This is a genomic window from Streptomyces sp. NPDC033229 (assembly GCF_055576875.1).
The window spans coordinates 1-22,814 of record NZ_JBVIQR010000014.1; the positions used below are offsets into that span (position 1 = coordinate 1).

Consider the following 22,814-nt stretch of genomic DNA (forward strand, 5'->3'; position numbering starts at 1 on the left):
ATCAACCACAACCCACAACTGCCATGGTCCTTCCTCGCCCACACCGGCCTGACCATCCACTCAGCAACCCCACCGAACTTACGAAAAGATCAGTAGGGGGAGTTCCGTAACCGTCACTACGGCGAGGGAAAGCGCCAGGCGGAAGCGGAGTTCGCCCGGGACCCGGCGTTCCCCTTCGTCGCCGTCCGGTCCGGACACGTCCTGGGCGGCGGCGACGCCGACTTCACCGGCCGGCTGCGCCACTACGTCGAGCGCGTTCGTACCGGCAGGCCCGTCGACATCCACCGGGTGAACCACCCATCCTCGTTCATCGGCGAACACGAGATCGCGGACTTCCTGATCTGGGCGGCGGGTGCGGACTTCCTCGGCCCCGTCAACGCCCGCTCCCACGGCGAACTCGACGTGACGGACCTCTGTGCGCGCATCGCCGAGCACGGCAGCCGCCCGCCGGTCTACCGCACGGTGGAGCCGGGGGCCGAGGCGTCGCCGTTCGCCTTCGACCGTTACTACGGCATGGACAACTCCCGCGCCGAAAGCCTCGGCTTCCGCTTCTCGGACACGGCCGACTGGCTGCCGGACGCCATAGCCGAGCAGATCGCCGCGCTGAAGGGCTGAAGTGCTGGAGCGCTGCAGCCGTAATCCCACCACCCCATCCGCGTACAGAGAGGTTCCCGCCATGCGCGCACGCCGCCTGGGCGATGTCCACGTCAGCGCGATCGGCCTCGGCGCCATGCCGCTGTCCGTCGAAGGCAGGCCCGACGAGGGCGCGGCCATCACCACGATCCACGCGGCCCTCGACGCCGGAGTCACCCTCATCGACACCGCCGACTCCTACCACTGGCACGCGGGCGAGACCGGCCACAACGAGTCGCTCGTCGCCCGCGCCCTGACCAGCTACGGCGGCGACACCGGAGGGGTCCTGGTCGCCACCAAGGGCGGGCGCGGCAGACCCGGCGACGGTTCGTGGACCGTGACCGGCACGCCCGAACACCTCAAGAGCGCCTGCGACGCCTCACGCCGGCGCCTCGGCGTCGACACGCTCGGCCTCTACCAACTCCACAAACCCGACCCGCAGGTGCCGTGGGCCGAGTCCGTCGGTGCCCTCGCCGAACTCCTCGACGCGGGCAAGATCCGCGCGGCCGGCATCTCCAACGTCGACACCGACCGGATCCGCGAGGCCCACGCCGTACTCGGCGGCCGTCTGACATCCGTACAGAACCGCTTCTCCCCGGCGGCCCGCGACAGCGCCCCCGAGCTGCGGCTCTGCGAGGAACTCGGGGTGGCGTTCCTGCCGTGGAGCCCGCTCGGAGGCATCTCCAGAAGCGTCCTGGAAGGCCCTGCGGCGGACGACCGAGGTTCCGGGCACGGAACGGCGTACGAGCCGTTCCACGAGGTCGCCCGTGAGCACGGCGTGAGCCCGCAACGCGTCTGCCTCGCCTGGCTGCTGGCCCTGTCCCCGGCCGTCGTCCCCATCCCGGGCGCGCGCCGCGCGGCATCGATCCGCGACTCCGCGGCCGCTGCCGACCTCGTCCTCAGCACCGAGGAGATCGCCCGCCTCGGGGACGCCTTTGGAACGCGGGGCCGCCATGCGGATATCTGAATCCAGATGGTGACCTCCCCGCAGGGGGCCATGGTGGATCCACTTCACCGACGCACGAGTCCTCGAACCCGCCCCTGCCGCACGGTACGGCCGGATCAGGGCCAGTATGATCTTCTACTTCGGTCTGGAGTTCGGTGTCGGTGAGCAGCTCGTCGGCCTTCTCCTGGAGCCGAGGTCGGGCCTGCTGCTCCTGGGTCCGGCCCATGTGGCGGGCGGCATCGCGCCGGCCGGCTCCTTGCTCGTCATCCGCACACGTACCCGCCGCCCGCTCGTGCCGGCCGGGTGAGAAGAGGAGTTTTCCCATGTCTGCGCAGGACATCGTCGACGGCCAGCTCGCGGCCTACAACGCGGGCGACCTCGAGAAGTTCCTCAGCTACTACATCGACGACGTACCCGTCCACGCCTTCCCCTCCGGCGACATCCTCACCGACCGCTCGGGTCCGGCCTTCCGCGAGCGCTACGCCAAGCTCTTCGCCTCCAGCCCCGACCTGCACGCCGAACTCGTCTCGCGCGTCACGCAGGGCCGCGTCGTCATCGACCAGGAGCGCGTGACCGGCTTCATGGGTGACGAGGAGCGTACCGCCGTGGCCATGTACGAGGTGGGCGAGGAACGCATCGAGCGCGTCTGGTTCGTCGTCTGACCTACCGGCCCGGACAACCGGCGTATCGGCCCCGTGGCTCCCGCGATCGCGGGAACCACGGGGCCGTTCGTGTGCGGAGTGACCTTCACGTCGCGGTCCCGGCGAGCGCGTCGCCGGTCTGCTCGTCGAGTGATCACGAGATCAATTTGCCTAAAGGTTTCAGGTAAATGCATGATGGTCTTCGTTGGGGAGTGGAGTCGAGCGGAGGAGTACCCATATGGCCCGAGCAGGACTGACCCCGGACACCCTGACCCGGTCCGGTGCCGAACTCGCCGACCGGCTCGGCTTCGACCAGGTGACCCCTTCGGCCCTCGCCCGGCACGTCGGCGTCAAGGTCCAGAGCCTGTACGCCCACGTGGCGAACGCGCAGGATCTGAAGACCCGCATCTGCCTGCTCGCCCTGGAGGAGATGGCCGACCAGGCCGCCGACGCGGTGGCGGGACGGTCCGGGAAGGATGCCCTGGCCGCGTTCGCCGCCGTGTACCGCGACTACGCCCGTCAGCACCCGGGCCGCTACGAGGCCGCCCGCTACCGGCTCGACCCGCAGACCGCGGCCGGCAGCGCCGGGGTGCGGCACGCGGAGTTGATGCGGGCCGTCCTGCGCGGCTACGACCTGCCCGAGCCCGAACAGACCCACGCGATCCGGCTGCTCGGGGCCGTCTTCCACGGCTTCACCGCCCTGGAGCTCGCCGGATCCTTCGCCCACAGCACCCCCGGTCCCGGTGAGTCGTGGACCTGGACCATCGATTCCCTCGACCGCCTTCTCCGCACCTGGACCACCTCGTGATACTTACGCCCATCACCCCCGGCATGCTGCGCGGCGCCCTGGACATCGAGCGCACCGAGCGCGGTCTGCTCCCGCACCGCCTCCCCGAGCGGGCCCGGCGGCAGATCCCCGACGGACAGCTCGCCATGGCCGAAGCCCAACCCTCCGGCGTGCGCCTGGCCTTCCGCACGGAGGCCACCGTCGTCGAGCTGGACACGCTGCCGACCAAACGCGCCTACCACGGCATGCCCGCACCCGCTGACGGCGTGTACGACCTGCTGGTGGACGGCCGCCTCACCTCGCAGGCAACCGTGAGCGGCGGCAAGCTCCTTCAGATCGACCTGTCCACCGGGGCCGCCGAGCTCCACGAGGGGGAGCCCGGCACCGCACGCTTCACCACCCTGCCCCCGGGCATGAAGGACATCGAGATATGGCTGCCGCACACGGAGATCACCGAGCTGATCGCCCTGCGCAGCGACACCCCCGTCCAGCCTGCCCACGACGCCGGGCGGCGGGTGTGGCTGCATCACGGCAGCAGCATCAGCCACGGCTCCAACGCCACCCACCCCACCGGCACCTGGCCCGCCCTCGCCGCCCACCGAGCGGATGTCGAACTGGTCAGCCTCGGCTTCAGCGGCAGCGCCCTCCTCGACCCCTTCACCGCCCGCGCCATCCGTGACACCCCCGCGGACCTCATCAGCGCCAAGATCGGCATCAACCTCGTCAACACCGACGCGATGCGCCTGCGCGCCTTCACCCCCGCCGTGCACGGCTTCCTCGACACCATCGGCGAAGGCCACCCCACCACACCCCTCCTGGTCGTCTCTCCCACCTGGTGCCCGCTCCAGGAAGACACCCCCGGCCCGCTCGCCCCGGACTTCGCCGGCGGCACACTCACGTTCACGGCCACGGGCGACCCGGCCGACGTCGCCGCCGGACGCCTGACGCTGCGGGTCATCCGTGACGAGCTCGCCCGGATCGTCGAGACGCGCTCCGCCGACGACGCGAACCTGCACTACCTCGACGGCCGCGACCTCTACGGCGAGAGCGACTACGCCGAGCTGCCCCTGCCCGACGAGATCCACCCATGCCCCGCGGGACACCGGCGCATCGGCGAGAACTTCGCACGCATCTCGTTCGGCACCGGTGGCCCGTTCGCTCGATGACTGCACGAACAGCAGTCTTCGCCTGGTCGGCGCAGCGCGGCAGGCGTCCAGTCGGCGTGGCGCAGGGTGGCGCGGACGGGCAGGACGGACGCCGCCTGCTCCTGTGGCGGCCCGGACGGGCTGGGCGGACCGCCCGGCCTCGTCGACGGCGCCCGGCGTCGGTGTGTCCGGGGCCGCGATGTCCCGGGCCGCCTCGACCCGTCATATGGGTACGCACCTCCGGGATGGGCAGATGGCTGGGTACGGTCACGACGTCGGCCATCGTGAACTCCCCTCCCCGATGACGGGCCGGGGCTCCATCGACGCGCCCCGCCCCGAACGACAGCGGACAACACCACCGACGCGAGTCATAGGATTCGGCGGTCCAGGTCGCTGCTGAGCAGTAGGCGGGGGAGCCGGGGAAGTGCGGGGCCCGCTGCCGGAACGCAAGAGGGATGGCGCAGGTCACAGGGTGCCGATGTCACATCTCGCCGAGCTGCCACGTCAAAGGTGTGTAACCGTCGGACTACGGCAACGGAGCGCATCGTGGAAGCACGTCTGAACCCCTTCACCAACCCGGTCCTGGGCAAGGTCTTCAAGCACATCATCGCCGCGGGCAAGGTGCTCGAGGACTCGACCTTGCCGGCATCGACGCAGGAACTGGTGAAGCTCCGCGCCAGCCAGATCAACGGCTGCGGCTTCTGCACGGACATGCACTTCAAGGACGCCGTGCACGCCGGAGAGTCCGCGGAGCGCCTCAACCTGGTGGCGGCTTGGCGGGAGGCCACGGTGTTCACCGAGGCCGAGCGCGCGGCGCTGGAGCTGGCGGAGGAGGCCACGCGCATCGCCGATGCGGCCGGCGGCGTCCCGGACGAGGTCTGGGCGCGCGCCGCCCAGCACTACGACGAGGACCAGCTCGGCGCCCTGGTGGGTGTCATCACCGTCATCAACGCCTTCAACCGCGGGAACGTCATGCTCCAGATGCCCGCCGGCGACTACCAGCCCGGCCAGTTCGGGTAACGAGGAGTGCTGTTCGAGGCGACGTCGGCCAGGCGGAGCAGGGTGCGCGGCGAGCGCGCGGCAGCGTAGCGGGGACACATCGGGCCGGCGTTTCCACGGGAAACGCCGGCCCGAGCCGGCCGGCCGGGTTGGGGCCTACGGGCGAACGTCTCCGCGCGCCTCCCGCCACATCGACCAGAGCGTCGGGCCGCCGCCGGGCACATGGATCTCGCCCCGCACGGTGAACCCGAACCGCTCGTAGAAGCCGATATTGGCTTGCTTCGACGATTCGAGGTGGGTCGGCAGTCCGGCCGCGTCGGCCTTGGCCAGGCCCGAAAGCAGCAGGGTGGCGCCGTGACCGCTGCCCTGGGCCGCCGGGTCGGCTCCGAGCACCGCCAGGTACCAGTGGGGTTCCTGGGGGGTTGCCTCGCCGACCAGTTCCAGCATTTCCCCCAACCGGGCAACGTGCTCGCCCAGCAGCCCGTTGATGAGGGCCAGCGTCCCCTCGTCCGGATGCTGCTCGGCCGTACCGGGCGGCGTCCAGAAGGCCGCTGCCGCGTCGGTGCGTTCACAGTGACCGAGTGGGCCGTACTTGTGCGTGAGCATGACGTCGAACCACTGGGCGAGACGGCCCTCACGCCCTTCTTCGTCAGGGAAGAGCCACAGCATCATCGGGTCGTCCCCGAAAGCGCGGGCCAGGATGCGCGTGATCTCAGGAGCGTCGCCGGTCTCGATCGGTCTGGGTGTGTTCGGTGCTTGCATGCGGCCAACGTAGGTTCCAAGATCTTTCCGGCGCATCGGTCGTTCTGCCGATGGGCCCGCGCCTCTCGGTCCGCTCGCGCCGCCGTGGTCGTGCCCGGGTCGGCGGCGGGCTGTGGGAGGCGGGGCAGACCACCTCCTACGAGGCCACATGGCGCCACGTGGTGTCATGTGGCACCGCTTGACGCCATTCGGTGCCACCCGTCGCCGTTCCGTCGCCACCGGTAGCGCCCGGATGCGCGGGGTGCCGCAAGGGTTCAGGCCGCCCTCTTGGCGTTTCCGCAGGTGGGGCGGGGTGTCCTTGGGGATCTCCCTGGCGCGACACCGTCCAGGCTTGCGTATGGCGCCACTGTGGTGCCATGATGACGTCATGGACCTCACCCCGTATGTCGACACCCTCCGCCGCGAACTCGCGGTGGCCGCCGAGGCCGGCGGCGACGAAGCCCGCGAGCTGGCCGAGCGGCTCACCGCTCCTCTGGAGTCGGCGACCCGGCTGACCATGCTCAATGTGCTCTCCGCGGCGATGGACGAGATCACCCGTGAGCTCGCCCCCGGTTCGGTCGACGTACGGCTGCGCGGGCTGGACCCCGACTTCGTGGTGACACTGCCGCCCACCGACGGTGGTGCCCCCGCGGGACCGGCCGCGCCCGTCGAACCGTTCAAGGCATCGGCACCGGCCGACGGCGACGAGGGCGGCACCGCGCGCGTCAACCTGCGGTTGCCGGCTCATCTCAAGGCCCGCGCCGAGGAGGCCGCGAGTCGCGAGGGCCTGTCGGTCAACGCGTGGCTGGTGCGCGCCGTGTCGGCCGCGGTCGACGGTGGCACCCGGCCGCGTACGACGGGGAAGGCCCAGAGCATCGGGCAGAGCATCACGGGTTGGGTGCGCTAGTCGCGCGTCCCCGCTCGCACCACTTCACCCACACCGCGCCCCACCTGCGGGGACGGCCCAAAGACTCATGAGGACGGGACAGCCATGCCTTCTTACGACACTCCCGAACCGATCTCGGCCACGGCACATGTGGAGGCCGGTTCCATCCAGTTCATCGCGGTCGACCGCCTCGACACCGTCGTCGAGGTGCGGCCCCGCAACCCGAAGAAGGACCGGGACGTGCGGACGGCCGACCAGACCGACGTCACCTACGCGAGCGGCGTCCTGACCGTCAGGACGCCCAAGTCCAATCCGTTCGGCCGGACCGGCATCGTCGATGTGACGGTCGAACTGCCCACGGGCTCGCGCGTCGAGGTGGCCGGCGCCTGGACCCAGGTGCACGGCGAGGGCCGGCTCGGCGAGGTCCGCGTGAAGACCTCGTCCGGTGATGCCCGCTTCGACACCACCGGCCCGCTGAAGCTGACCGCCTCCCACGGCTCGATTTCCGTGGACCGGGTGGAGGGCATGGCCGAGATCACCACCAGCTCCGGCAGTCTGCGCGTCGGCTTCGTCGACGGCCCCGCCGTCCTGAAGAACTCACACGGCACCACGACCGTCGGCGCCGCGACCGGGGAGCTGCGGGTGAGTGGCGCCAACGGCGACATCGACATCACGCGCGCCGAGGGCTCGGTCGCCGCCACTACTGCCCACGGCACCCTGCGGGTAGGCGAAGTGGCGCGCGGAGTCGTCCAGTTGGAGACCTCCTACGGCTCCATCGAGGTCGGCATCCGTGAGGGTACCGCCGCCTGGCTCGACGCCAACTCGGGCTTCGGTCAGGTGCGCAACACGCTCACCGCGTCCGAGGCCCCGGAGACGGCCGAGGGCACCGTCGAGGTCCGCGCCCGGACCCGGCACGGCAACATCGACATCCGTCGCGCCAAGGCCTGAGCGCCACATCCTCAACCGGCCCCGCCCCCACTCACTTCAGCCTTCGAACGGAGGGCCTCATGCCTTCTTTTGTCATGCCCACGTCCAGTCGGGTCGACGGTTACGCGCCGCCTGCCGCCGTCTCCGCCATCGGTCTGCGCAAGTCGTACGGCGACAAGACCGTCCTCGACGGCATCGACCTGCGCATCCCGGCCGGTTCGGTGTTCGCGCTGCTCGGGCCCAACGGTGCCGGCAAGACCACCGTCGTGAAGATCCTGTCCACGCTCATCACCGCCGACGGCGGGCAGGCCCAGGTCGCGGGCCACGACGTCGCCACGTCACCGGACGGGGTGCGTGCCGCGATCGGTGTCACCGGTCAGTTCTCGGCCGTGGACGGGTTGATCACCGGTGAGGAGAACATGCTGCTGATGGCGGATCTGCATCATCTCTCCCGCGGTGAGGGGCGGCGGGTCGCCGCTGAACTGCTGGAGCGTTTCGATCTGGTGGAGGCGGCGAAGAAGCCCGCTTCCACCTATTCCGGGGGGATGAAGCGGCGGCTGGACATCGCCATGACGCTGGTCGGCGGCCCGCGGATCATCTTCCTCGACGAGCCGACCACCGGCCTCGACCCCCGCTCCCGTCACAACATGTGGCAGATCATCCGCGAGCTCGTCTCCGACGGCGTCACCGTCCTCCTCACCACCCAGTACCTGGAGGAAGCCGACGAACTCGCCGACCGCATCGCAGTGTTGAACAACGGCAAGATCGCCGCCGAAGGCACCGCCGAGGAGCTGAAGCGCCTCATCCCCGGCGGACACGTGCGGCTCCGCTTCACCGACCCGGGCGCGTACCACTTTGCCGCCGACGCCCTGCGCGAGGCCACCCGCAACGACGAGGCACTGGCCCTGCAGATCCCCAGCGACGGCAGCCAACGCGAACTGCGCTCCCTCCTTGACCGGCTGGACACCACCGGCATCGAAGCCGACGAACTCACCGTCCACACCCCCGACCTCGACGACGTCTTCTTCGCCCTCACCACCACCCACCACCACCCGCACCAGGCCAAGGAAGCAGCACCCCGATGAACACCCTCCCCCTCGCCCTACGCGACTCCACCACCATGCTGCGCCGCAACCTCCTGCACGCCCGGCGCTACCCCTCCCTCACCCTGAACCTACTACTCACCCCGATCATCCTGCTGCTGCTCTTCGTCTACGTCTTCGGTGACGTGATGAGCGCGGGAATGGGAGGTGGCGCCGACCGCTCCGCGTACATCGCCTACGTCGTGCCGGGCATTTTGCTGATGACCATTGGAGGCACTGTGGTAGGGACCGCGGTGTCCGTCTCCAACGACATGACCGAGGGCATCATCGCCCGCTTCCGGACGATGGCGATCCACCGCGGCTCGGTGCTCATCGGGCATGTCATCGGCAGCGTGCTGCAATCGGTCGCCAGCGTGGTCCTCGTGGGCGCCGTCGCCGTGGCCATCGGCTTCCGGTCCACCGACGCCACACCCCTGGAGTGGCTCGCGGCGTTCGGGCTGATGGCACTTGTCGCCCTGGCGCTCACGTGGATCGCGGTCGGGATGGGCATGGTCAGCCCGAACGCCGAGGCGGCCAGCAATAACGCACTGCCGCTGATCGTCCTGCCGCTCATCTCGAGCGCTTTCGTCCCGGTCGACTCGATGCCGGGCTGGTTCCAGCCGGTCGCCGAGTACCAGCCGTTCACCCCGGCCATCGAAACCCTGCGCGGGCTGCTGCTCGGCACCGAGATCGGCCACAACGGATGGCTCGCGGTCACCTGGTGCGTAGGTCTCTCCGCCCTCGGCTACTTCTGGTCGAAGGCGGCTTTCCATCGCGATCCGAAGTAGCCAGGACGGCTGCGCGAGCCGCCTCCCATGGCTCGTCCCGCTCCAGGGCGGCGTACTCCGACACCGCGTCGGCGTACGCCGCCCCGTCCGCGTTCCCGCCGCCCGCCCGGCCAACAATTTGCCTGCTTGGCGCTGACGGCAGGAGGCGCCTGACCTGCGAGTCCATGAGCTACGACCAGGTTGTGGAGCCCCTGATGAAACCATTGGTGCCATTAATGGCTCGCAATGGTGTCACTGATGCGCCATGATGGCACCACAGGCGGCGCGCCCCTCGGTCCCGCAGGCCGAGGGGCGCGGTTCGCGGGGGAGAACCATCAAGAGGGGTCGGATCGTGAAGACAGCACAGAGCCAGCAGCAGGCGGCACCTGGCGGAGCCCTCACCGCTTTTACCCGCTTCGTGCTCTGCGGCGGCGGGGTGGGGCTCGCCTCCAGCTTCGCTGTGGCGGCCCTCGCCTCCTGGATTCCCTGGGTCATGGCCAACGCCTTGATCACCGCGGTTTCCACGCTCCTCGCCACCGAGCTGCATGCCCGCTTCACCTTCGGCGGGGGCAGGCGCGCGACCTGGCGCCAGCACGCGCAGTCGGCCGGGTCCGCGGCGGCAGCGTACGCGGTGACCTGCATGGCGATGCTTGTCCTGCAGCAACTGGTGGCGGCACCCGGTGCGGTGCTCGAGCAGGTCGTCTACCTGTCCGCCTCCGCACTCGCTGGTGTCGCGCGGTTCGCGGTGCTGCGCCTCGTCGTCTTCGCGCGGAACCGCTCGCAGGCCGCAGTCGCCGTCCACGCCTCCCGACCCCTGCGCGCGACCATGGCCCGCGCCTCGGCCCCGACCGGTCCCGCGGCACTCTGCCGCGCCGCCTGACCGTTCCGCCGAGCTCCGCCGAGCCGCGAGCGGTGAGGGGCCTGCGTGCGAAGTCCTGGGGCGGCCCGGGCAAGTGGGCCGACGTTCCGGATGGACTCCCTTCTCTGCCCTGCGATCAGAGAAGTGCCGCTGTGCACTCCTCGGCCAGGCCCTCCGCGTGGCCGGGGAGCGGCTCGCCCGCCCGTAGGTGGCGGCGGACGAGTGAGAGCGGCAGGTCGATCACGGCGAGGGAGACGCGTTCGCGGGCTGCGGGGTCCGTGGCGCCCAAGGCGGTGGCGAGGCGGGTGACGGCGGCCCGCACCCGCTGGTGGCCACGGTCGGCGCGCCCGGCCTGCTCGTCGGGCCAGTCGGCGCGTCCGAAGTCCTGGGCGCCGTAGAGCAGGAGGGCGGCCTCCCGCGGATGGGCGCGGCTCCAGGCGACGACGTGGCGGGCTGCCGCGCTCCCCGCCCGCCGGAGGTCGGCCTCGCCTTCGAGGGCGGCGAGCCAACCCTCCTGGAAGTGTTCGACCGTCCGCAGCCACACCTCGGCCAGCAACACGGTTCGCCCGGCGAAGCGGTGGTACACCGAACCGCTCGGTGCCCCGACCTCTTTGGCGACCGCGGACATCGTCACACCGGCCGGTCCGGAGGCCGCGGCGAGCCGTACGGCGGCGTCGAGGAGCTGGTCGAGGTCGAAGCGGGGTGGTCGGGCCATGAATCAGAGAGTACTCTCCACAATATTAGAGATGACTCTCTATATGGTTCGGGAGACGGAGGATCCATGGACGTCCACAACGTGCACGAGCGCCTGTTGCCCGTGACGGAGCATGAGGCGGGGGCGCTGATCGACGGCCTCGCGAGCGACGGCGACCGGCTGTGGCCGCGCGGATCCTGGCCGCCGATGGTGTTCGACCGGCCTCTCGGGCCGGGGGCGGCCGGCGGCCACGGACCCGTCCGCTACAGCGTCGCCGCCTACGTCCCCGGCACATGGGTCCGCTTCACCTTCAGCGGGCCGCGCGGCTTCGACGGCTTCCACGAATACGCCGCCCTGCCCGCCGGAGACGGGCACACTGTTCTGCGCCACACCCTCTCCATGGCCGCCCGCGGCCCGGCCGGCCTCACCTGGCCGCTCTTCTGGCGCCCGCTCCACGACGCGTGCCTGGAGGACAGCCTCGACCGCGCCGAACGCGCCTGCACCGGGGCAGTGGCAAAACCCGCGCGCTGGAGCCCCTACGTCAGACTGCTGCGAGCTCTTGGCCGCTGACGCCGGCCCGCAGGCCGTCGGCACGGGGGCGGCCGCGTCCACGCCGCAGCACAGGGGAGTGCGGCGCGGACGCGGACGCCGCGGCCCCCGGCTGCTGTTCACCAGTCACAGAATGCACTTGGTTGATCCTCATCTCGAGTGACCGGTAAGGAAGTTGGCCTCCTCGGCCACGGGGGACGAAGCAAGGTGCTAGCCCGTGAAATGCCATAACGAATAGTTCTGGCACTCAGCACGACCAGCTCTTGGACTTCTAGATCGTGTGCCGCCAGGCTGGAGGCACAGGGCAGGCCGCCAGAGGCCCGGCCCGCAGAAGGAGCAAGAGGAGCCGATTCGCCATGAGCCCCACCCCTCGCACCCGCGCCACCGAGCCCGAGGATCTGGCCCGGATGTTCGTGGAGCGCGCCAACGCCGGTGATGCCGAAGGGCTCGCCGAGCTCTACGAGGAGGATGCCGTCGTCGCCTACCCGCCGGGGTCGCAGACCGTCGGCCGGGCGGCGATCCTCGCCCTGTACCGGCAGATGATGGCGCAGGCGCCGCGCTTCGAGGTGGAGGAGCCGCTGCCGACCGTGCGCAATGGTGACCTGGCCGTCACCTCGACGCGGCCCGCCGACGGTACCGGCGGCCGTGTCCAGGTCGCCCGGCGGCAGGCGGACGGCACCTGGCTGCGCATCATCGACCGCCCCGAGATCGCCGGCTGATCATGCGCGTCCTCATAGCCGGGGCCGGGATCGGCGGTCTGACGGCCGCCCTTGCCCTGCACGCGGCGGGCATCGAGTCGTCCCTGGTCGAGGGCGTCCGTGAACTCCGCCCGCTGGGTGTCGGCATCAACCTCCTCCCGCACGCCGTGCGGGAGCTCACCGACCTCGGTCTCGGTGACGACCTGGCCCGTATCGGCGTCGCCATCACCGAGAACGTCTACTGCGACCGGTTCGGGGCCACGCTCTTCACCGAGAAGCGCGGGCTCGCCGGGGGCTACGGCCGGCCGCAGTACGCCGTGCACCGCGGACGGCTGCAGATGCTGCTGCTGTCCGCGGTGCGCGAGCGGCTCGGCCCCGGCGCCGTCCGCACCGGCGCCCGGCTGACGGGGTTCGCGCAGGACGCCGACTCCGTACGGGGCCTGCTGGGCGGCACGGAGATCGCGGCGGACGTCCTCGTCGGCGCGGACGGGCTCCACTCGGCGGTGCGCGCTCAACTGCACCCCGACCAGGGGCCGCTGGCGTGGTCGGGGGTAAGGATGTGGCGCGGGGTGACCGAGCGCCGGCCCTTCCTCGGCGGCGAGTCGATGCTCATCGCGCGCGGGGCGGGCATCGTCGCACGGGGCGCGGGCAGCGAGGCGGGCCTTGAACTCATCGCGTACCCGATCGGGCCGGACCTGATCAACTGGGTGGCCCAGGTACAGGTCGCCGACCCGGGCCCGCTGCCCGGCGACGCCAACTGGAACCTCCCGGGCCGGCCGGAGGGCGTCCTTCGCCACATCGGCCACTGGAACCTCGGGTTGCTCAATGTGCCCGCCCTGATCGCCGACAGCTCGATGATCCTCGAATACCCCATGGTCGACCGGGACCCCCTGCCCTCCTGGGGCTCGGGCCGGGTCACCCTCCTCGGCGACGCCGCCCACCCCATGTACCCGGTCGGGGCGAACGGCGCGTCGCAGGCGATCGTCGACGCCCGTGCTCTGGCCGACGCGCTCGCCGACGCCGGCTGCCCGGCGGGGCTGGCCGCGTATGAGAAGACGCGCCGGGAGGCGACGGCGGCCGTGATCGCCGCCAACCGCGAGCTGCATGCCGGCGCGGGCGCCCGTACCCCCGCCGAACTCGCCCGGATCACCGAGCACTACCGGCGCGTCACGGGCGCCGACAGCCCGCAAGCCTGACCGCGCGCGGCACGACCGTCACCACTAAAGGAGTCAGCCATGGCCACCTTCGTTCTCGTTCCGGGCATGTGCCACGGCGCCTGGAGCTTCGATACGCTCACCGACCCGCTGCGGCTGCTCGGCCACCGTGTGCACGCGCTGACGCTGACCGGCGTCGCCGAGCGCGCCCACCTCCTGACCTCCACCGTGAACCTCGACACCCACATCGAGGACGTGGCCGGCGTCCTGGAGGCCGAGGACATCGAGGACGCGGTGCTCGTCGGCCACAGCTACGGCGGCATGGTGATCACCGGCGTCGCGGACCGGCTGCCGGAGCGCGTGGACTCCCTGGTCTACCTCGACGCGCTTGTCCCGCAGGACGGCGACTCCGTCTTCGGCCTCGTTCCGGCGGAGCGGGACTGGTACCGGACGGTCGGCGAAACCGGTTACGCGATCCCGCCGCTGCCGTTCTTCGACCCCCGCACCACTCCCCACCCCCTGGCCTCGGCCCTGCAGCGCATCCGCCTCAGCGGGGATCTCAGCCGCTTCCGGAGCCGGACGTACGTGTACGCCACGGAGTCGGAGTGGGATGGCGCGTCACCGTTCACCGCGCTGTACGAGCGCCTGCGGACGGACCCCCAGTGGACGACGCACGCCCTGGCAGGCAAGCACAATCTGATGCGGGACGTCCCGGAAGACCTCCTGAAGATCCTCCTGGAGTCGGCACCGGAGGCTTGAGGTACTCGCCGGCCGGGCGGCGGCCGTGCCCGCACTTTGACCAGCCGCCCGCGCCGGGCACCGTGCTCACTAGGATTCCGCCATGATCCAGGACGGTGAATCGATGCGCGGCGGCCTGTCGACGGTGCGCCGTGCGGGCGAGACCATTCTCAGACCCTGGCGTGCGTGGACCCCCGCGGTGCGGGAACTGCTGCGCCACCTGGAACAGGCGGGATTCGCCGGCGCGCCACGCGCCCTGGGTGACGGCCCCGTGGACGGCCACGAAGTGGTGTCGCTGCTGCACGGCGAAGTGGGACTGTACCCGTGGCCCCGGGCGCTCCTCGCGGACGAGGGCATCACCGCGCTCGGGCGGTGGCTGCGTGACTACCACCAGGCCGTACGCGACTTCCGGCCCTCGTCGCAAGCCGTCTGGTGCGACCCTGACACCCGCTGGCGTCCCGGGCTGATCATGCGTCACGGCGACCTCACGAGCTGGAACTCGGTCTGGGCGGACGACCGCCTGGTGGGCGTCATCGACTGGGACCTGGCCATCCCCGGCGAGGCGTTGGACGACCTCGCCCAACTGGCCTGGTACAACGTGCCGATACGGCTTCCCGACCGTCAGCGCAAGGTCGGCTACGGCGAGGCCGGAGCGCCGTTGGCGCGACGGCTGCGGCTGCTGTGCGATGCCTACGGCGCGGACCCCGCCGACGTGCTGGACGCGCTGGCACGGTTGCAGCGCACCGAGACCGAGCGGATCGCGCGCCTGGGGCCGCTCGGTGCGGACCCCTGGGCGGAGTTCCTGCGGCAGGACTTCATCCCGGACATCGAGGAGGAGCGCGCGTGGGCGCTGGCCCGCCGCGAGGAACTCCTCGGCCGCGCCTGACACGACCTGGGCGGGCCGCCGGAACGGCCGGCCGATGGCGAGAAATCCGCCGACGTGCCGACCGCGGTGACCCGCAACAGGCGGACAGCACCGCCACCCGCTGACGATGCCCGGCCACCGGCAAGGGCCGGGGCGCGCCGAGCGGTGCGCGATCAGGGCGGGATGTGCGACGGATGGCGGGTGACCCCCGTGGGCGGCGACCATGAGGATGGTCGTCATGGATCCCGAACTCGAAGCATTCGTCCCGTTCCTACCGGACCTCGACATGAACGACCCGGTCACCACCCGCAAGCACTTCGCCGAGCGTGCTGCCGCGACGCCGGCACCGGATACCTCGAACATGGAGGTCGAGGACCGTGCAGTGCCCGCCGATCCGGACGTGGCGGTGCGGATCTACCGCCCGCACCAGGCGGCGCAGGGCGCCATCATCTGGCTGCACGGCGGCGGCGGAGTCTTCGGCGACCTGGATACCGAGCACCCGTGGGCCGCCCGGACCGCGGACCTCTCCGGGGCGGTGGTGATCTCGGTCAACTACCGCCTCGCGCCCGAGCACCGGTACCCGGCCGCCCTGAACGACGCCTACGCCGTACTGACCTGGACGGCCGAGCACGCCGCCGAGCTCGGCATCGACCCGGAGCGGATCGCGGTCGGCGGCCACAGCGCCGGCGCGGGGATCGCGGCCGCGGTGGCGTTGCGGGCGCGGGATCAGCAGGGGCCGCGGATCCGCTTCCAGCTGCTCAACGAGCCCGGCCTCGACGACCGGGAACAGACGTGGTCACGGCAGCACTTCACCGATACGCCCTGGATGAACCGCGACAAGATCGCCGCATCGTGGCGGCACTGTCTGGGCTCCCAGCCCGCCACGCCGTACGCCGCCCCCGCGCGGGCCGCCGACCTGACCGGCCTGCCACCGGCCTACATCGCCACCGCGGAGCTCTGCCCGAACCGCGACGAGGACATCGCCTACGCGCTGCGCCTGCTGCAGGCAGGCGTGTCGGTCGAGCTGCACCAGTGGCCCGGCACCTTCCACGGGTCACAGGCGATCCAGTCCGCCGAGGTCTCGCAGCGTCAGATCGCCGACCTCGCCGCGGCCCTGCGCCGCGCGCTGGCCTAGATCGCGCGTGAATGTCGAAGGGCAGACACAGGGAGAGCGCGCCCCCGTGCCCTCGGACTGATCAATCATCAATTGACCATGAAAAGGCGGATGTCTTGAAGAACCGACTGATGATATGTGCAAGCGTGGCGGCGCTGGTTGCTTGTGCGGGCACGGCCACGGCAGCTCCCGCGCCCCACGAGACACGGGCCGTCCCGGCGGGCGGCGGTCTCGATCCCGCAGAGCTGAAGTCCGCCATGGACGGTGTCCACCGCGCGGGGGTGCCGGGCGTGTACGGCGAGGTGCGCGATGCCGGCCGGACATGGCGCGGCGCTTCCGGGGTCGCCGATGTCAGGACCGGCCGTCCCGTCAGGCCCGACATGCGGCAGCGCGTCGGCAGCGTCACCAAGACCTTCACCGCCGCCGCCGTCATGCAGCAGGTCGAGCAGGGCCGGATCCGGCTCGACGCCCCGATCGGCGACTATCTGCCGCATCTGGTGCCGGGGGAGCGCGGCAGGAAGATTACGGTCCGGATGCTGCTCAACCACACCAGCGGCCTCCCCGATTACACGCCCTACGCGTTCCCCTCCCTCCAGGCGTTCCCTTCTCTGCCGGACGTCTCGACCAAGAGCCTGGACGACAACCGGTTCAGGCAATTCCGCCCGGCCGAGCTGATCGAGCTGGGGCTCGCGGCGCCTCCCACCGGTGAGCCCGGAGGCCCCACCGGGGTGTACTCCAACACCAACTACCTGCTCCTCGGCCAACTCCTGGAGCAGGTGACCGGTACCCCGGCCGAGGAGTACATCACCCGGAACGTCATCGAGCGTGCCGGGCTCCGGCACACCGAGTTTCCGGCCGGGCCGCGTATCGAGGGACCGCACTCGCGGATGTACGAGGCGCTGTGGGGCGTGAGCGACCCGCCGCGCGACTACAGCGTCTACAACATGTCCTGGACGGGGACGGGGGCCGCTCTGGTATCGACCATGGAGGATCTCAACCGTTTCTATGGCAAGTTGCTCGACGGCAAGATCGTCAACCGGTTGTCACTGGCGCAGATGCAGCGCACGATCCCGGTCATCGCCCTGGACGGATCGACGATCGAGTACGGCCTCGGCCTGCACAAGGTCACAAGGCCGGGCTGCGGCACCTTCTGGGGCCACGACGGCACGGTCTGGGGGGCCGGAACGATCTCTCTGACCCGGGCCGACGGCAAGCGTCAGATGTCCGTCGCGGTCAACCTCCAGAGGTGGAACAAGCCGGACTCCTCGGGGAAGCCACAGCCCCACCCCATCGACTCCGCGCTGTCGACGCTGTACCGGCAAGCGATGTGCGGCAACGCCGCCCAGGCCGAGAATGCCTCGCACGCCTGAAGGGTCCGCTCCGTAGTCGGAGCACCGCACGCTCGCTGACCGAGGGCGTTGGACGGGACGACGGCAACGTCGCCGCGGTGTGGCGGCTCCCGGACTCCCTGCGAGACAGCGTGTCGAATACGCGCTGGTCAGGGCCGCGCCGGGCTGGCATGGGCATCGCCGGAGCAGCCCGGTGCGGCCGCCCCGGGCACTTCCTGTCCTTCGATGACGGCAGTCAGGCCGTCGAGAAGTGCCTTGAGGCCGAATTCGAAGAGCGCGTCGAGATTCACGTCATAGCCCGCGGTGAGGGATCCGACGACCTTGGCGAAGGTCGGGAAGCGGCCGGATTCCACCAATCCCTGGAGGGCGGGGGCGCGGCTGTCCATCCACTGGTCTTCCGACTGTCCCGTGGAGGCTTCGGCGTGCGCTTCCATCTCCAAGTGCACCGCCAGGCCCTGGACATGGCTGTAGAGCAGGACGTGGATGTCGAACAGCGTGGTGGGGTCGAGGCCGTGTCCGTCGAGGGCGCCCAGCATCCACTCGCCGTGGACCATCAGATTGGGGACGAGCAACGGGCGCGTGAGAGAGCCGAGCTGGGCCAACCACGGGTGCTTCCGGTACAGGCTCCACAGGGTCCGTGCGCCCAGCTCGATGCGGGTACGCCAATCCTCGGGGGCGTCGGCGGGGTAGGGCTCCGCGCCGAACGCGGCATCGGCCATGTGCAGGACGAGGTCTTCCTTGCTCGGGACGTACCGGTAGGTCGACATCGCCGCGACACCGAGCCGGGCCGCGACGCCGCGCATGGAGAGCGCCGAGAGTCCTTCGGCGTCGGCGATCTCGGTGGCGGTACGGACGATCCGGTCGAGGCTCAGCTCCTGCTCGGGGTCAGGGGCGGGTGAGGGGCGCCTGCGGGCCGGCGCGGCGGGGGCGGGCCCGGCGACGACCGTGCCGATTCGGGGGCGGGCCTCGACAAGTCCCTCCAGGCGCAGGGTGGTCAGGGCCTTGGTGGCCGTGGCGAGCGCGACGCCCCATTCCCCGGCGATCTGCCGGGTGGAGGGGACCCGGTCCCCGGGGGCGAGTTCACCGTCCGCGACGCGCCGCCGGATCTCGGTGACGATGCGCAGATAGGGCGGCTCACCGGTTGCGCCTGTGGCCCTCGTCACGTCCTGCCGCCTTCCTGTCCTGTACTAGTGCAGAGGGTAGCAGCGACAACGTCGAACGGGAGGCGCCTGTCCTAGTACAGAAGGCCTTTTGGGCCAGTTGAGGAGGCTGCGCGTACGGCGTACGTTCAGCGTGCGTACCCCGTACATAGAATTGAGGAGCTTGTCATGCAGACCGTACTCATCTCCGGTGGCGGCATCGCCGGTCCTGTCCTCGCCTACTGGATGCGCCGTCACGGCTTCGCGCCCACCGTCGTCGAACGCGCCCCGGGGCAACGCCCCGGCGGCCAGGCCGTGGACATCCGAGGCGTCGCGCTCGACGTCGTCGAGCGGATGGGCCTGCTGGAACAGGCAAGGAGCGTCCGCACCCGGATGCGCGGTATGTCGATCCTCGACCCCGAAGGCCACGAGGTCGACCGTTCCACCGAGGCGACCTTCAGCAGCGGCCGGCTCGACAGCGAAGACATCGAGGTGCTGCGCGAGGACCTGGTACGGATGGTGTACGAACACACGCGCGCAGGCGTCGAGTACCTCTTCGGCGACAGCATCACCGCGCTCGACGAGGGCGAGAGCGGCGTGCGCGTCGACTTCGCGCACGGACCGTCCCGCGTCTTCGACCTCGTGGTCGGGGCCGACGGCCTCCACTCCACCGTACGGCGCCTGACCTTCGGCCCCGAGGAGCGTTACGCCCACCACCTGGGCAGTTACCTCTCTGTGTTCAGCGCGGACAACTTCCTCGGACTGGACGACTGGCAGATGTGGCTGCGGGACGGCGACACGGGCTTCGGCATCATGCCCGTACGCGGCAACACCGAACTCAGGGTCGCCTTCGGCTTCGAGTCCGCCCCCCTCGCCCACGACCTCCGCGACGGCGGCGCCCTGCGGCGGCTCGTCGTGGACAAGCTCGCCTCGATGCGGTGGGAAGGGGCCCGCCTGGCCGAGGCCGCCGGAACCGCGCCCGACTTCTACTGCGACGCCATGGCCCGGATACGCATGGACCAGTGGTCGCGAGGCCGGGTGACCCTGCTCGGAGACGCCGGCTACTGCCCTTCCCCCCTCTCGGGGCAGGGCACCAGCCTGGCCCTCGTCGGTGCCTACGTGCTGGCCGACTGCCTTGCCCAGGCCACCGGCGACCACCGCACCGCGTACGCCCGCTACGAGCAGCGCATGCGCCCCTTCGTCACCCTCAACCAAGCCCTGGCCACGGAGAATCCCGGCGGACCCGCCTCGGAGGAATCCGTCGCGCGCGCCAAGAACGCACTCTCACTGGAGCGCTGATCCCCGGCCCCGAAGGGAACCGCGCCCGGCCTCGGCCCGGGGCGCCTGCCTGGTACCGGTAGACCCGTCGGTCGTCCTCGGCAGGCAGGCCGGATCACGTTCTTGTCGGGTCCCAGCACAGCAGTTGGCGGGAAACCTGACGTCGCGCCTCTATCGCGTTGTGGGTCCAGGGGTACGGCCATAGGGTCAACGGTATGTCTGTACGTCTTCGTATGCGTCAAGCACTGCCGGAAGCGATGCGCGCCCGTGACAAGGCCGCGGTGAGTGCGCTGCGCGCGACACTTGCCGCGCTGGACAACGCTGAGGCGGTGCCCGTGGACGAAGCCGGGCTCCGCGGCGTGGCCCTCGAGCATGCGCCGGTGGGTGCCGGCGCCACCGAAGCACCACGGCGTGAGCTGAGCGCGCGCGACATGGTCGATGTTGTGCGCGCCGAGGTCGCCGAACGGCTGGACGCCGCAACGCAGTTGACCGCGCTCGCGCATGCTGACCGAGCCGCGCGCCTCCGCGCGGAGGCCGCCGTGCTGCTTCGGTTCCTTGACGAGCCCGGCACCGCATAGGTCACAGCACCACGTCGCCTCCCGGACAGACGGAGCAGCAGGGCCCGGAACCGGATCGCGGCCCCCCGTCATGCCCCCCGGGCCCCGATGCTGCGTTTGCCGCGTGTAGCGCCCGCGTCAGGCGAGCACGGCTCCCAGCAGGCCGCCGCGACCTCCTCCGGGAGCCCGAAGCGTCCGGCGGCGATCTGGCTGGTCCCCGCCTCCACCTCTGCCTTGGTCAACCCGGCAGCGGGATACATCGGGGTGTCGATGCAGCCGGGGCTGACGGAGTTGACGCGGATTCCGCGCGGGGCGAGTCCCGCGGTCCAGGTGGCCGTGACGGGCTCGGACCCCGATACTCCCGCCAGTGCGTGGCTGATGTGGTCGCTGAGGTGAGCCAGCCAATCGGCCCGTGCGCTGCCGAGGAGGTGGTCGCCGTGCGGGACGGACAGATAGCTGCCGTGTGGTGCCAGACGGGCCAGGGGCTCGCCGTTCGTCACGCCGGGGATGGCGTCCTGGCCTCCGTCGACGACCAGCAGCGGGGCCGCGATGCGGGGGGCCAGGGAGGCGAGGTCCACATGGGCGGCGAACGCGCGGGCGGCATCGTACCCACCAGTGCGTCGGGCCATGATGTCGCGTACCGGCGGAGGAAGCTCGTCCCAGTCGAGACGGAAGGGACCGCTGACGGTGGCGACCGCCGCCACCCGCGTCTCCAGCGCCGCTGTCCGGGTCGCGAAGTAGCCGCCCAGACTGAGGCCGACGAGCCCGATGCGTGGTACGCCGAGGGCGTCGACGACTCGTCCCACGATCTGCTCGTAGTCCGGTCGGAGGACCGTCGTGGCCGCGAGCACGCCCTGCCCCGGGCCGTCCATCGCGAACACGGCCAGCCCTCTGGCCAGCAGCGCGGAGACCAGGTCGAGGAACTCTTCCTTGGCCGAGTCCAGGCCGGGAACGACGACGACGGTGCCGGGCGCGTCGGAGGGCCCGCGAAGCCAGCCGGTGAATCCCTCGCCGCTCACACGCCGGGCGCCGGGCTCCAGCACCGTGACCGCCCTGCCCAGGGCGTCGTCCGCCTCGGCGGCGGCACGGCCGGCCTCCGCGTACGGCGCCAGTGTGGCCAGGTGGAACCACCGGGCCGCCATCAGCAGGTACTCACCCGCGGAGACGGACGATCCCGCGTTGTCCGCGCGCTGGAGGTAGGAGTGCCCGGTGCGCAGGAAGGACGGCCCCCAGTCGGCGACGGAGGTGAGGTCTTCGGTGACGCGACGGTATTCATGCGGGTCGACGCCCGCGCCGGTGGCGCGTGTCCACTGGGCCGCGGCGAATTCGGTGGCGCTCAACGTCCCTCTCCCGTCAGCAGAACAGCCTTGCCGCGTATCCGCCGCTCCCGCAGGTCGACCAGGGTGTCGGCGGTGTCCGCCCAGTCGGCGATCCGGCCGATCTCCGGGTGGAGCCCGCCCCGTTCCACAAGGCGCACCAAGGCCGCGAGATCGGGGCCGTAGGGGGCGCCGGCGTAGTGGAAGTGCTGGATCGTGACACCCGCGGGCCCGCCCAGGAGCTCGAAGAAGTCGAGGGTCACCGGACTGCGGCTCGCCTGCCCGAACCACAGCAACAGGCCACCCGGGCGCACCTTGGAGAGGGCGATCGGCAGGCTCCGTCCGCCCGTGGACTCCAGCACCACGTCGAACGGCCCCTGGGCCGCCGCGACATCGTGCACCACCTGCGCGCCCAGCTCCGCGAGCCGCTCGCCGCGCACCGGCGTGGCCGTCACCGCGGTCAGCTCGGCCCCGGCCCCTACGGCCAGTTCGGTGACGTAGTGGCCGACGCCACCCGAGGCGCCGGTCAGCAGCACCCGTCGGCCGGCCAGGGAACCGGCCGTACGCAGCAACCGCAGGGCGGTGATCCCGGCCAGGGGCAGGGCCGCCGCCCGTACGCTGTCGATGCCGTCCGCGAGCACCGCGAGCGAGTGCGTGGGCACGGCGGCGTATTCGGCCCACCCTCCCTGCGCCGGATGACCCACCACGCGGGTACCGATGCCGGGGCCCGAGCCGTCGGCCGCGGCCTGCACGACGAGCCCTGCGATGTCCTTGCCGGGCAGCAGCCCCGGCCGGGGGTGTTCGAGGAGGAACGTCTCGCCCCTGTTCGGCGCGAACGCCTCGACCTTGATCAAAGCCTCACCGGGCTCCGGCGTGGGCTGGGCGACCTCGGCGAACGCGACCGGCCGCGCCGTGTCACCCGTGGGAATCAGTCTTCGCATGCCGAGGAT

General features: G+C 71.0%; 27 protein-coding genes and 1 pseudogene. 21 read left to right on the forward strand and 7 right to left on the reverse strand.

Going from position 1 to position 22,814, the window contains the following annotated elements:
* Positions 1-78: 78 nt before the first annotated feature.
* Positions 79-285 (reverse strand): hypothetical protein, encoded by a 207-nt coding sequence (locus tag ACZ53N_RS14785; RefSeq protein WP_469141235.1) that lies wholly within the window; start codon positions 283-285, stop codon positions 79-81.
* 3 nt (positions 286-288) lie between these two features.
* On the opposite strand from ACZ53N_RS14785, the gene ACZ53N_RS14790 reads away from it, so the two are divergent.
* The 6 genes from ACZ53N_RS14790 (at position 289) to ACZ53N_RS14815 (ending at position 4,173) form a co-directional block, all read left to right on the forward strand.
* Positions 289-615 carry a hypothetical protein gene (locus ACZ53N_RS14790; protein WP_469141236.1) on the forward strand — a complete coding sequence of 109 codons (327 nt, stop codon included), beginning with the start codon at positions 289-291 and terminating at the stop codon, positions 613-615.
* Positions 616-676: 61 nt separating this feature from the next.
* A complete protein-coding gene (locus ACZ53N_RS14795; protein WP_469141237.1) occupies positions 677-1,600 on the forward strand; it encodes an aldo/keto reductase in 924 nt (307 codons plus the stop codon).
* A 106-nt stretch (positions 1,601-1,706) separates the two neighbouring features.
* The gene (locus tag ACZ53N_RS14800; RefSeq protein WP_469141238.1) at positions 1,707-1,886 is read left to right on the forward strand and encodes a hypothetical protein; all 180 of its coding nucleotides are present in this window, start codon (positions 1,707-1,709) and stop codon (positions 1,884-1,886) included.
* A 16-nt stretch (positions 1,887-1,902) separates the two neighbouring features.
* Entirely contained in the window at positions 1,903-2,241 is a 339-nt protein-coding gene (locus ACZ53N_RS14805) for a nuclear transport factor 2 family protein (RefSeq protein WP_469141239.1), read from the forward strand.
* Positions 2,242-2,458: 217 nt separating this feature from the next.
* On the forward strand, positions 2,459-3,028 hold the full coding sequence (locus ACZ53N_RS14810; protein WP_469141240.1) for a TetR/AcrR family transcriptional regulator: 570 nt from the start codon (positions 2,459-2,461) through the stop codon (positions 3,026-3,028).
* A 23-nt stretch (positions 3,029-3,051) separates the two neighbouring features.
* Positions 3,052-4,173: a GDSL-type esterase/lipase family protein gene (locus ACZ53N_RS14815; protein WP_469141356.1), complete on the forward strand. Its 1,122-nt coding sequence runs from the start codon at positions 3,052-3,054 to the stop codon at positions 4,171-4,173.
* A 120-nt stretch (positions 4,174-4,293) separates the two neighbouring features.
* Here ACZ53N_RS14815 and ACZ53N_RS14820 read toward each other — a convergent pair.
* Positions 4,294-4,447 (reverse strand): annotated as a pseudogene (locus ACZ53N_RS14820) (saccharopine dehydrogenase); the annotation flags it as partial.
* Positions 4,448-4,698: 251 nt separating this feature from the next.
* On the opposite strand from ACZ53N_RS14820, the gene ACZ53N_RS14825 reads away from it, so the two are divergent.
* Entirely contained in the window at positions 4,699-5,172 is a 474-nt protein-coding gene (locus ACZ53N_RS14825) for a carboxymuconolactone decarboxylase family protein (RefSeq protein ID WP_469141241.1), read from the forward strand.
* 135 nt (positions 5,173-5,307) lie between these two features.
* Here the strand turns inward: ACZ53N_RS14825 and ACZ53N_RS14830 are convergent, their stop codons facing one another.
* Positions 5,308-5,913, reverse strand: coding sequence for a GNAT family N-acetyltransferase (locus ACZ53N_RS14830; protein ID WP_469141242.1), 606 nt, complete (start codon positions 5,911-5,913; stop codon positions 5,308-5,310).
* A 367-nt stretch (positions 5,914-6,280) separates the two neighbouring features.
* On the opposite strand from ACZ53N_RS14830, the gene ACZ53N_RS14835 reads away from it, so the two are divergent.
* From ACZ53N_RS14835 to ACZ53N_RS14855, 5 genes are all read left to right on the forward strand, one after another.
* Positions 6,281-6,799, forward strand: coding sequence for a hypothetical protein (locus ACZ53N_RS14835; protein ID WP_469141243.1), 519 nt, complete (start codon positions 6,281-6,283; stop codon positions 6,797-6,799).
* Positions 6,800-6,883: 84 nt separating this feature from the next.
* Positions 6,884-7,726, forward strand: coding sequence for a DUF4097 family beta strand repeat-containing protein (locus tag ACZ53N_RS14840; protein WP_469141244.1), 843 nt, complete (start codon positions 6,884-6,886; stop codon positions 7,724-7,726).
* A 74-nt stretch (positions 7,727-7,800) separates the two neighbouring features.
* The gene (locus ACZ53N_RS14845; RefSeq protein WP_469141245.1) at positions 7,801-8,790 is read left to right on the forward strand and encodes an ATP-binding cassette domain-containing protein; all 990 of its coding nucleotides are present in this window, start codon (positions 7,801-7,803) and stop codon (positions 8,788-8,790) included.
* On the forward strand, positions 8,787-9,575 hold the full coding sequence (locus ACZ53N_RS14850; protein WP_469141246.1) for an ABC transporter permease: 789 nt from the start codon (positions 8,787-8,789) through the stop codon (positions 9,573-9,575). The genes ACZ53N_RS14845 and ACZ53N_RS14850 overlap by 4 nt, the downstream gene beginning before the upstream one ends.
* A gap of 331 nt (positions 9,576-9,906) precedes the next feature.
* Entirely contained in the window at positions 9,907-10,434 is a 528-nt protein-coding gene (locus ACZ53N_RS14855) for a GtrA domain-containing protein (protein ID WP_469141247.1), read from the forward strand.
* A 115-nt stretch (positions 10,435-10,549) separates the two neighbouring features.
* Here ACZ53N_RS14855 and ACZ53N_RS14860 read toward each other — a convergent pair whose 3' ends face one another.
* The gene (locus tag ACZ53N_RS14860) at positions 10,550-11,128 is read right to left on the reverse strand and encodes a TetR family transcriptional regulator (protein WP_469141248.1); all 579 of its coding nucleotides are present in this window, start codon (positions 11,126-11,128) and stop codon (positions 10,550-10,552) included.
* Positions 11,129-11,194: 66 nt separating this feature from the next.
* Between ACZ53N_RS14860 and ACZ53N_RS14865 the strand changes: the two genes are divergently transcribed.
* From ACZ53N_RS14865 to ACZ53N_RS14895, 7 genes are all read left to right on the forward strand, one after another.
* Positions 11,195-11,677 carry an SRPBCC family protein gene (locus ACZ53N_RS14865; protein WP_469141249.1) on the forward strand — a complete coding sequence of 161 codons (483 nt, stop codon included), beginning with the start codon at positions 11,195-11,197 and terminating at the stop codon, positions 11,675-11,677.
* A 335-nt stretch (positions 11,678-12,012) separates the two neighbouring features.
* Complete coding sequence (locus ACZ53N_RS14870; protein WP_365208747.1) at positions 12,013-12,375, forward strand: YybH family protein; 363 nt, start codon at positions 12,013-12,015, stop codon at positions 12,373-12,375.
* A gap of 2 nt (positions 12,376-12,377) precedes the next feature.
* Complete coding sequence (locus tag ACZ53N_RS14875; protein WP_469141250.1) at positions 12,378-13,550, forward strand: FAD-dependent monooxygenase; 1,173 nt, start codon at positions 12,378-12,380, stop codon at positions 13,548-13,550.
* 39 nt (positions 13,551-13,589) lie between these two features.
* Positions 13,590-14,267: an alpha/beta fold hydrolase gene (locus ACZ53N_RS14880; RefSeq protein ID WP_469141251.1), complete on the forward strand. Its 678-nt coding sequence runs from the start codon at positions 13,590-13,592 to the stop codon at positions 14,265-14,267.
* Between the two features lie 82 nt (positions 14,268-14,349).
* Positions 14,350-15,132: a phosphotransferase gene (locus ACZ53N_RS14885; protein WP_469141252.1), complete on the forward strand. Its 783-nt coding sequence runs from the start codon at positions 14,350-14,352 to the stop codon at positions 15,130-15,132.
* 217 nt (positions 15,133-15,349) lie between these two features.
* Entirely contained in the window at positions 15,350-16,246 is an 897-nt protein-coding gene (locus ACZ53N_RS14890) for an alpha/beta hydrolase (protein ID WP_469141253.1), read from the forward strand.
* 236 nt (positions 16,247-16,482) lie between these two features.
* Positions 16,483-17,595, forward strand: a complete 1,113-nt coding sequence (locus ACZ53N_RS14895) for a serine hydrolase domain-containing protein (protein ID WP_469141357.1) — start codon at positions 16,483-16,485, stop codon at positions 17,593-17,595.
* Between the two features lie 128 nt (positions 17,596-17,723).
* Here the strand turns inward: ACZ53N_RS14895 and ACZ53N_RS14900 are convergent, their stop codons facing one another.
* Positions 17,724-18,737, reverse strand: coding sequence for a TetR/AcrR family transcriptional regulator C-terminal domain-containing protein (locus ACZ53N_RS14900; RefSeq protein WP_469141254.1), 1,014 nt, complete (start codon positions 18,735-18,737; stop codon positions 17,724-17,726).
* A gap of 165 nt (positions 18,738-18,902) precedes the next feature.
* On the opposite strand from ACZ53N_RS14900, the gene ACZ53N_RS14905 reads away from it, so the two are divergent.
* Together ACZ53N_RS14905 and ACZ53N_RS14910 are read left to right on the forward strand one after the other, a co-directional pair.
* Entirely contained in the window at positions 18,903-20,012 is a 1,110-nt protein-coding gene (locus tag ACZ53N_RS14905) for an FAD-dependent monooxygenase (protein WP_469141255.1), read from the forward strand.
* 236 nt (positions 20,013-20,248) lie between these two features.
* A complete protein-coding gene (locus ACZ53N_RS14910; RefSeq protein WP_469141358.1) occupies positions 20,249-20,569 on the forward strand; it encodes a hypothetical protein in 321 nt (106 codons plus the stop codon).
* A 68-nt stretch (positions 20,570-20,637) separates the two neighbouring features.
* On the opposite strand, the gene ACZ53N_RS14915 is transcribed toward ACZ53N_RS14910, so the two are convergent.
* Positions 20,638-21,888 (reverse strand): alpha/beta hydrolase family protein, encoded by a 1,251-nt coding sequence (locus ACZ53N_RS14915; RefSeq protein WP_469141256.1) that lies wholly within the window; start codon positions 21,886-21,888, stop codon positions 20,638-20,640.
* Positions 21,885-22,805: a zinc-binding dehydrogenase gene (locus ACZ53N_RS14920; RefSeq protein WP_469141257.1), complete on the reverse strand. Its 921-nt coding sequence runs from the start codon at positions 22,803-22,805 to the stop codon at positions 21,885-21,887. The genes ACZ53N_RS14915 and ACZ53N_RS14920 overlap by 4 nt, the downstream gene beginning before the upstream one ends.
* Positions 22,806-22,814 lie beyond the last annotated feature (9 nt).